This is a genomic window from Amedibacillus sp. YH-ame10 (assembly GCF_053848885.1).
Map to the genome: position 1 here is coordinate 1 of NZ_JBSPFA010000053.1, position 8929 is coordinate 8929.

The 8929-nt window shown below is 35.1% G+C and carries 8 protein-coding genes and 1 rRNA gene; 2 read left to right on the plus strand and 7 right to left on the minus strand.

Annotated elements, in window-relative coordinates; translation table 11 throughout:
• Positions 1–149: 149 nt before the first annotated feature.
• Positions 150–1520, minus strand: a complete 1371-nt coding sequence (locus tag ACWG42_RS14560) for an aldehyde dehydrogenase (protein WP_455793291.1) — start codon at positions 1518–1520, stop codon at positions 150–152.
• A gap of 124 nt (positions 1521–1644) precedes the next feature.
• On the opposite strand from ACWG42_RS14560, the gene ACWG42_RS14565 reads away from it, so the two are divergent.
• Both ACWG42_RS14565 and ACWG42_RS14570 read left to right on the plus strand, forming a co-directional pair.
• Complete coding sequence (locus tag ACWG42_RS14565; RefSeq protein WP_455793292.1) at positions 1645–3159, plus strand: 4Fe-4S dicluster domain-containing protein; 1515 nt, start codon at positions 1645–1647, stop codon at positions 3157–3159.
• An 89-nt stretch (positions 3160–3248) separates the two neighbouring features.
• Positions 3249–3650 carry a C-GCAxxG-C-C family (seleno)protein gene (locus ACWG42_RS14570; protein WP_455793293.1) on the plus strand — a complete coding sequence of 134 codons (402 nt, stop codon included), beginning with the start codon at positions 3249–3251 and terminating at the stop codon, positions 3648–3650.
• Positions 3651–3687: 37 nt separating this feature from the next.
• On the opposite strand, the gene ACWG42_RS14575 is transcribed toward ACWG42_RS14570, so the two are convergent.
• The 6 genes from ACWG42_RS14575 to rrf all read right to left on the minus strand — a co-directional run.
• Entirely contained in the window at positions 3688–4800 is a 1113-nt protein-coding gene (locus ACWG42_RS14575; protein ID WP_455793294.1) for a diguanylate cyclase, read from the minus strand.
• A 99-nt stretch (positions 4801–4899) separates the two neighbouring features.
• Complete coding sequence (locus ACWG42_RS14580; protein WP_455793295.1) at positions 4900–5637, minus strand: ABC transporter permease; 738 nt, start codon at positions 5635–5637, stop codon at positions 4900–4902.
• A gap of 1 nt (position 5638) precedes the next feature.
• Entirely contained in the window at positions 5639–6241 is a 603-nt protein-coding gene (locus ACWG42_RS14585) for an SOS response-associated peptidase (protein WP_455793296.1), read from the minus strand.
• Between the two features lie 15 nt (positions 6242–6256).
• Complete coding sequence (locus ACWG42_RS14590) at positions 6257–7756, minus strand: tetratricopeptide repeat protein (protein WP_455793297.1); 1500 nt, start codon at positions 7754–7756, stop codon at positions 6257–6259.
• 88 nt (positions 7757–7844) lie between these two features.
• Positions 7845–8690, minus strand: a complete 846-nt coding sequence (locus tag ACWG42_RS14595; RefSeq protein ID WP_455793298.1) for a putative manganese transporter — start codon at positions 8688–8690, stop codon at positions 7845–7847.
• Between the two features lie 149 nt (positions 8691–8839).
• Positions 8840–8929 (minus strand): 5S ribosomal RNA (gene rrf, locus ACWG42_RS14600); the annotation flags it as partial.

Sequence of the window (8929 nt, forward strand, 5' to 3'; positions counted from 1 at the left end):
TTTTACAGGATCAAGTCCTACTTGTGTTATCTCTCCATGAATATTATATATTACCCTTTCTCTTGATGTAAATAAAAAGCTAAGAATTAATTTGATTTAACTCCTAACTTTATAATACGAAAGAGAAAAGATGTTTTCTTTCCTCTTTGCTATTTCATGAACCATCGTACAAGTGTTTCTTTTATATTTGTATAAGGTTGATAACGTATTGGTAAATCAAATTTTGTGGATTTTTTGACAATGCTTCGCATATGAGAGAACGTTGTAAAGGAGTCGTACCCATGATAACTTCCCATTCCACTTTGTCCCACTCCTCCAAATCCCATATGACTCGTTGCCAAATGAATAATGGTATCGTTGATACATCCACCACCAAAACTACATTCTTTTAGGATACGTTGTTCTATGTGTTTACGTTGTGTAAACAGATAAAGTGCTAATGGTTTTTCATGTGCGTTGATGTAGTGTATCGCTTCCTCAATATTCTTATACGTGATAACTGGTAAGATAGGTCCAAAGATTTCTTCTTGCATGATTGGCGCATGGTATGATACATGTTCCAAGACTGTAGGTTCTATGCGTTTTTCCAGTTGGATGCTTCTTCCACCCATACATACATCACCGCTACTCATAAGCTTCATAAGGCGTAAGAAGTGTTTATCGTTAATGATGCTAGGATAACGTTCACAAGTAAGAGGATCATCACCAAAGAATTGATGTATATAATAATGTAAATATACTAAGAATTCATGCTTGATACTTTCATCGATGAATACATAATCTGGGGCTACACAAGTTTGTCCAGCATTTAGAAATTTTCCAAAGGCAATGCGTTTTGCGGCCAATTTGATATTTGCACTCTTTTCTACGATACAAGGACTCTTTCCACCGAGTTCTAAAGTAACTGGCGTTACATAGCGACTTGCTTTTTCTAATACCAATTTCCCTACTTCAACTCCGCCTGTAAAGAAGATATAATCAAAGCGTTGATTTAGGAGTTCTTCATTTTCTTTGCGACCTCCTTCAATGACTGCGACGTAACGTTTATCAAAGCATTCTTGGATGAGTTGAGCGATGATTCTTGAGGTATGAGGCGCATATGCAGATGGTTTGATAATCACCGTATTTCCAGCTGCAATGGCACCAATAGCGGGTTCTAGTGCCAATTGGAAAGGATAATTCCATGGGGACATAATCAATACAACACCATAAGGTTGAGCAATCTTAAAACTCTTGGCAAGTTGTTGCGCAAGGGGTGTTGGTACTCTTTGGGGTTTTGCCCATGTGTCGATATGGCGTAATTGATATGTCAATTCACTTAATACCATTCCAATTTCACTCATGTATGATTCCATACTAGCTTTATGCAAATCTTGATAAAGTGCTTCTTGTATAGCATGCTCATTTTTCATAATAACACTGCGTAATTTCTTTAGGGCATGTTTTCGATATGTGATATCTTTACTTTGATGCGTATTATAAAATTTTCTTTGTCTTTGTACTAGTTCTTGTATACTCATATTGTACACCTTACTTTCTATAAGAATATGATAAATCACTCCTACACTAAGTACAAGAGAATGTTGTGTATTTTTAATTACAAATCGATAAAATTCAAGTATAATAGAAGACGAGGTGAGCCGTATGAGAGGAATTTATAACTCTGTAACAGATATTCGTAGAAAGGTATTTACTGAAATTGCTAGATTAGCTTATGAAGGTGGAGATTATGCAACTAACATTGAAGAGTTGCCATTTAAAATCTTACCAGGTGAACAAGCAAAATACCGTGAAAGTATTTTTCTAGAAAGAGCAATCATTGGAGAACGTTTACGCTTAGGGATTGGTCTTCCCCTTCGTCGTATTGATGAACATGCTCCACTAAGTGAAGGTATTGAGGAGAGCGCTATCGCGGAGAAATATTATGATGATCCTTTGATTAATATTATCAAATTCGCATGTAACGCATGTCCTGAAAAGGAAATCTTTGTGACCAATACATGCCAAGGGTGTTTAGCACATCCTTGTAAAGAAGTATGTCCAAAAGATGCGGTACGTATAGAAAATGGAAAGTCTGTCATTGATCAGGAAAAATGTATCAAATGTGGTCGTTGTATGGATGTTTGTCCTTATGGCGCTATCAATAAATTAGAGAGACCATGTAGTAGAAGTTGTGGTATGGATGCCATCACTAGTGATGAATTTGGTCGTGCTGAAATTGATTATGATAAATGTGTATCTTGTGGAATGTGTCTTGTGAATTGTCCCTTTGGGGCAATTGTCGATAAAGGACAAATCTTTCAAACCATACATGCAATCAAAGAAGGAAAAGAAGTCATAGCGGCAGTTGCACCAGCTTTTGTAGGGCAATTTGGTCCAACAGTGACGCCTGAAAAAGTAAAGGGTGCTTTGAAGTCATTGGGTTTTGCGGATGTGGTAGAAGTGGCGATTGGCGCAGACTTATGTACCGTTGAAGAAGCCGAAGACTTCTTGAAAAAAGTGCCTAACGAACAACCATTTATGGCAACTTCTTGTTGTCCGGCTTGGTCTGTGATGGCAAAAAAACTTTTTCCAGATTTTAAACCTTACATATCTATGGCATTAACACCAATGGTATTGACTGGACGATTGATCAAAAAAAGCAAACCAGATGCAAAGGTTGTATTCATTGGACCTTGTGCTGCGAAGAAGCTTGAAGCAAGTAGAAAAAGTGTACGAAGCGATATTGATTTTGTCTTGACCTTTGAAGAAGTAATGGGAATGTTTGAGGCAAAAGGTGTAGACTTACAACAAGCAATACTAGATACTCCATTTGAAGAAGGAACTGCAAATGGTCGCGGTTTTGCGGTAAGTGGAGGCGTTGCAAATGCAGTGAAACAATGCATCCAAAAAGAACATCCAGATAAAGAAGTCTTAATTGATTCTGCAGAAGGATTGAAAAACTGTAAGACCATGTTGATGATGGCAAAAGCAGGTAAACGCGATGGGTATCTTCTCGAAGGTATGGCATGTCCTGGGGGATGTGTTGCTGGAGCGGGTACGTTACAACCTGTCATTAAATCAAGTGCTTTAGTTAAAAAATATACAAATGAAGCTGATAAGAAATTAGCATTTGAAAGTGAGTATCTAGATAATTTAGAACTTATTACAAAAGAGTAAGCTTGAAAAGTTGAGGTTTTTTAAAAACTTCAGCTTTTTATTATGTTTAAGCTTGTGCTATAATACAGAAAAAGAAAGAGGAATAAAAGATGTTAAAAGAAGTCGCAATTAAATATTACAAACAAGGATATAATTGTTCAGAAAGTATTCTTCGTGCAGGTAATGAAGTTTATGATTTAGGATTGCATGATAAAGATATGGTTATGTGTGCAGCCTTTGGGGCAGGTTTTCAAATCGGGGATGTTTGTGGAGCCTTATGTGGTGCCGCTTGCGTCATCAGTTCTAGATATGTAGAGATGAAGGCACATGATTGTGAGGATCTTCGCCCACTTACACAAAAGCTAGTCATTGCTTTTCAAAAGAAACTTGGTTCTAGAGTATGTGCACAAATCAAACCCAACTTCTTTACTCCAGAAATGCGTTGTGAGCGAACAGTCGCAACAGGAGCTGAAGTTTTGGAAAGCGTCATTCAAGAATGGGATGAGAAATAAAAAATAAGCAGCGTACCTTTGTGGGTATGCTGCTTTGTTATTCTCGATAGGTAATTGCTCCTCTTGCATGCTTCTTTGATTCATATAGTGCTTCATCAGCACTTTTCATAAGTTCTATACAAGACATATGATCATGGTGTAAGGCAACTCCAATACTAATCGTAATATGACATTGAATATTACGTTTACTTTCTTTTAAACTTTCCAAGAAATCACTTTGTAAATACTTTAAATCTCGCATTACCTTTTGTTTCTGTTGTTCCATGAGAATAATACTAAATTCATCTCCCCCATATCGAAAAACTTGACATTCCCCTCGCATCTTATGCAAAGCCACCCCTAAACACTTAAGAACTTCATCTCCATATAGATGTCCAAATTCATCATTGATTAATTTGAAATCATCGATATCTAACATTGCCAAATGAAAGCTATCACACTCTTCTTCTAATAGATTCAAACGCTGAAAGAGTGCCTGTTTATTACCAACGGTCGTTAGTTCATCTAATAAGATACGCTCTTTTAACTGTTGACGTTCCATATCACGTTTGATAATGATTTCCTTTTTTGATAATGCGAAACGAATCATAAAATAGGACACCATCCAAGTAACTATCGTAAGGATTATCAAGATGATAGTATTTATGATATAGCCATGTGTAATCTCTTTATATGGATCCCAAAATGTTGTAAATGCAGTAAAGAGTTCAAGAGGAATCGTACACAATGCAATAAAACTAGTGAGTCTTTGATTTTCATATATAATCGTCATAATAATTGGCAATAAAAAACTGAATAAAATAGCTTGATATCCACTATGCATAAATGCTAAGTTAAACGCAACAAGCATAAAGAGAACTGAAATTGCATAAATTTTAACACGATTTTTAAGTTGTTTTAGACGAATGATAATACTTGCTAGTACGAAAATAGCAAGTCCTATTCCAATTGGTGTTATGATGTATTTTAACCAATACACCCAATTGGTGTCATACATTGTTCCCGTGAAACGAATGAAGAAATAAATGATGATTTCAAAGATTGCGCTTATCAATACACATAGCAACAATACATGATAATGGAACTTTAACCATCGATGATTAATCTTACGATATGCTAAATCCGCAACTGATCGTAAACTATTTGCCATATTCAATCATCCTTTCTTCTTTACCGGTATTGAATTATATCATAAATCGTTATATAAGCGAAATATTTATATATAATTTGTGATATTTTTATGACTTTCTTAACTTTCTTTGAACCGAGAAGAATTGTATAGGAAATGTAAAATTGCCTCCATCAAAAGGAGAATCAATATAATCCAACCAGTCCATGCGAAGATTCCAGTAATATCAGAGGTAATTCTCGCGAGATTCAATTGACGGCCAATCCCTACTTGTACTTGTCCTAATATCTCTGCCATCACACCCACCTTAAAGGTAAGTGATATTCCTGTAGATATAGATGCTTTCATAGGGGCTTTTAATAAGGGAATATAAATCTTACGTAAACAATATCCTTCTTTCGATGGATATAAGCTCATAACTTTTTTTAAGTTTTCATCCATATTCTCTAATCCAGTATAAATATTACTATAGATGGTTGGAAAAATGATTAAGAAACTTACAATGGCTGCGCTATTTTCCGCTCCAAACCAAACTAAGATAATGATAATATAGGCAATATTAGGTACACTCCTCGTTAACAACAATATAGGATAAAAGATATCTTTAAACACGGTATAACGATACGCATAATACGCACATAGAAATGCGACTACAAAGGCGATTGTTAAGCCTAGAAATGAACGTAATAATGTCGCAAATACAATTTCATAAAAAGATGCACTCATGAGTTGTTGTCCCATCATCTTTATCACTTCTATTGGATAAGGGATGAGAAAATCATTATCTATTTGGATAGAAATGATTTGCCATAACAAAAATAAAACAAAAAGAGATGTAATGGTACGATATTTCTTCATATTACTCTACCTCTTCTTTCTCTTTGAATAAGTCTAATTGCTCATATGCATCATTGATCACTTCCTTATGAAACGATAAATGTTCATTATCCACTTGAAATGGTAGTTGTTCTTCTAGATACAATGGAATTTGCTCTTCCGTTAGGATAATAGGGGTACGATTATGTAGATTTAACATATCCGCTTCTGACTCCCCCGTCACAATGACAAATTCTTTTTGTTCATTATAAATTCCAGCTAAATAAAACAAAGGTGTATCATCTCTTCGTATATATACCTTCTGTTTTCTTTTTCCAACTCTTTTCCATTCAAAGAATCCATTGCATGGAATTAAACAACGATTATGTAACATTGTTTGAAAGGTTTTTTTATCTTCTATTGATTCACTTCGAGCATTGATTAACAGATTAGAAGTATACCCTTGTAACCCCCATTTCATTACATCCAGAGTATAATCTTTTGTTGCGGATAGTAGAACTAAGGCATCATTGCTAGGAAATACTTCTTCTTGAGCATATTCAAACAATGCAAGTTGATCTATTTTATGACGTAGTTTTTGAAAAGCTGGGTTATCTTCTAACATAAAAAAATATCGACCACACATACCTTATTCCTCCTTTTACTTTTTTGATTCTTTTATTTTATTCTTTATCTCTTTGATTTCTTTATGAATCCAAGTTTCATCATAATCATGATCCAGGGCATATTGAAATTCTTTCAATGCCATTTCATAGTCTTGTTTACCTTCATAGATTTCAGCACGTATGGAATGTAACCATCCATCATCGCGTCCTAATGCGAATGCTTTTTCCACTTGTTGTTGTGCATCATCTAATTGATTCATACGTAGATAACACCAACCTAACATTCCTGTATGTTGAGGATTATCTTCACTTAGTGAAAGAGCCTTCAAGAAACAATCTCTTGCTTTTTCATATTCTTTTATTTGGGCGTAATTCCAACCAAGTTCTCCATAATTCCAATCATCGCCTTCATATTTTTCCATACATTCCTTTAGGACTAGAATTGCTTCTTCCTCCTGATCACTGCGACCTAGATTCCAAGCGAACAAATCATAGAATTCTTTAGAACCTTCTCCTCTATCTTTACAGTATCGACAAGCGTCTACTGCTTTTTTATATTCTCCTAAATCACTATAACAACGAGCATAGTGATACATCAACCAAATGGTCATTTCATGTTTTTCACTTGCACGATTTAAATACTCTAATTTCTTTTTACTATCTCTTTGTTTATGAGCTATCCAAATCATTTCTTGATAAATCCAATAGGTCTCTTCTTCTCTTGACAATGCTTTTTCATAATAACCAAGCGCAAGATTATATTGTTGATCTGCTTCTGTTTTCATATGCAATCCAACATAAATATCTCCCAGTAATGCTCGTAAACCTGTATCGTCTTTTCCTAGAGCCATAGAGCTCTCTAATTTTTCTAATGCGAGCTTATACTCACCAAGTTCATAATACGCAACAGCGACCTCAAAAAGCAACATTGGATTAGATTCTATATCCTCCATTTGTTCTAAGTATTCAATTTCCTTTTTGTAATCCTTGCGCTTATGATAAAAATTTGCTAAATCATAAAGACCATCATTATCTCTTTGATATTGATAGCTCTTCTTAAAATATTCTTCTGCAGTATCATATTTCCCTAGTTCCATATAGGCAATCGCTGCTTGCGAAAGAATAAACACATTATGCTCTTCTTCCATCAATCCATTCTCAAAAAACTCAACTGCTTTTTTGAAGTCATTGAGTTCTTTATAACACCAACCAATTTCTCCATGAATCCATGGTTCATCAAAGCCCAATTGAATCGCCTGCAACAAAATTTCTAGACCATCTTCTATCTTTCCTTGACGATCCAAACAAAACCCTAATTGACTATACATCCAACCATCTTGACTATATAGGGCAATCCCTCTTCTAAGGATGATTTCAGCTTCTTGATAGCGTTCCATATGATTTAATATCCATCCCATATTGGCATAATAAAAGGGATCTTCACTCGCATCATATTTTAATTTATCTAATATGTGCCTAGCTTCTTCTAGGCGATTTTGTTCCACAAGTTTTGCGAACTCTTCTTTGTAATCCATTACGACACCCCTTTTACTGTATTATACAATAGTTCCTCTATGAAAAAAAGCATCGCTGCTTTTTGTTATTCTTACAACTGATCTATTCTTAACCAAAAAACTGAAGAATAATTCCACTTACAATAGCCGTCACCATAAGGATACTTAAAATCCGTAGAATATCTTTTTTATTATCGTACATTTTGAACAACACAAGAAGACCCAAACCTGCACTTGTAATCAATCCTGCAGTTAATGAACCAAAAGAAATCACACCATCCATTGCGAGTTGCGCTAACATCACACTCGCAGCACAATTAGGAATAAACCCAACAATGGCCGCTAGTACTGGTTGTAAATAACTTCCACTTGCCAAAAGTGTACCTAACGTATCTTCACCTATATAGTAAATACCTACGGATAATACTACATTTACAATAAAAATAAAGAGGAAAATCTTCATTGTATGTACAAAAGCGATATAGGCAATGGAAGAATGTCCTTCATTTTCCTTTTCACACTCTGCATGAATATCATGAAGAGGATGATTTTGACGCAGTTTGTTGTTTCGAATAAGGGCATCTACAAAGTAGCCAACTATAATCGCAATCACTAATTTGATAAAAACGACTTGAAAAAGTACGTTAATTTGTTCTGGGTGAGCCACTAAAATAGGGATTGCTTCATCACTTGTTGATATGAATACAGCGATTAGAGTCCCTAATGAAATCGTACGGTTCATATACAATCCAGAAGCAAGTACGGAGAAGCCACATTGTGGTACAATTCCAAGAATAGCACCAATCAGTGGTCCTAGTTTCTTAGCACTTTGTAAATGCTTTTGAAATGTATCACTACTTTTATGTTCAAGATATTCCATCAACACATAAGTGAAAAATAAAAAAGGTAGCATAGGCAGTGAATCGTGTAAAATTTCCATAATCATTTCATTCATATATGCTCACACCTTTCTTACATAACCATGATTTTATCATGTTTGTTTAAAATATTCCAGTAAAGACACCTATCATTATAGTATGTATACTGCTTAGAATTTGTCGAATCTTATAGAAAAAGAAAAAGACATCCATAAGGATGTCGATCACCTGGCAGCGTGCTATCTTCACTGAGGCAGGCCCAGCTATTGTCGCCGCTGAAGTGCTTAACTTCTGTGTTCGGGATGAGAACAGGTGT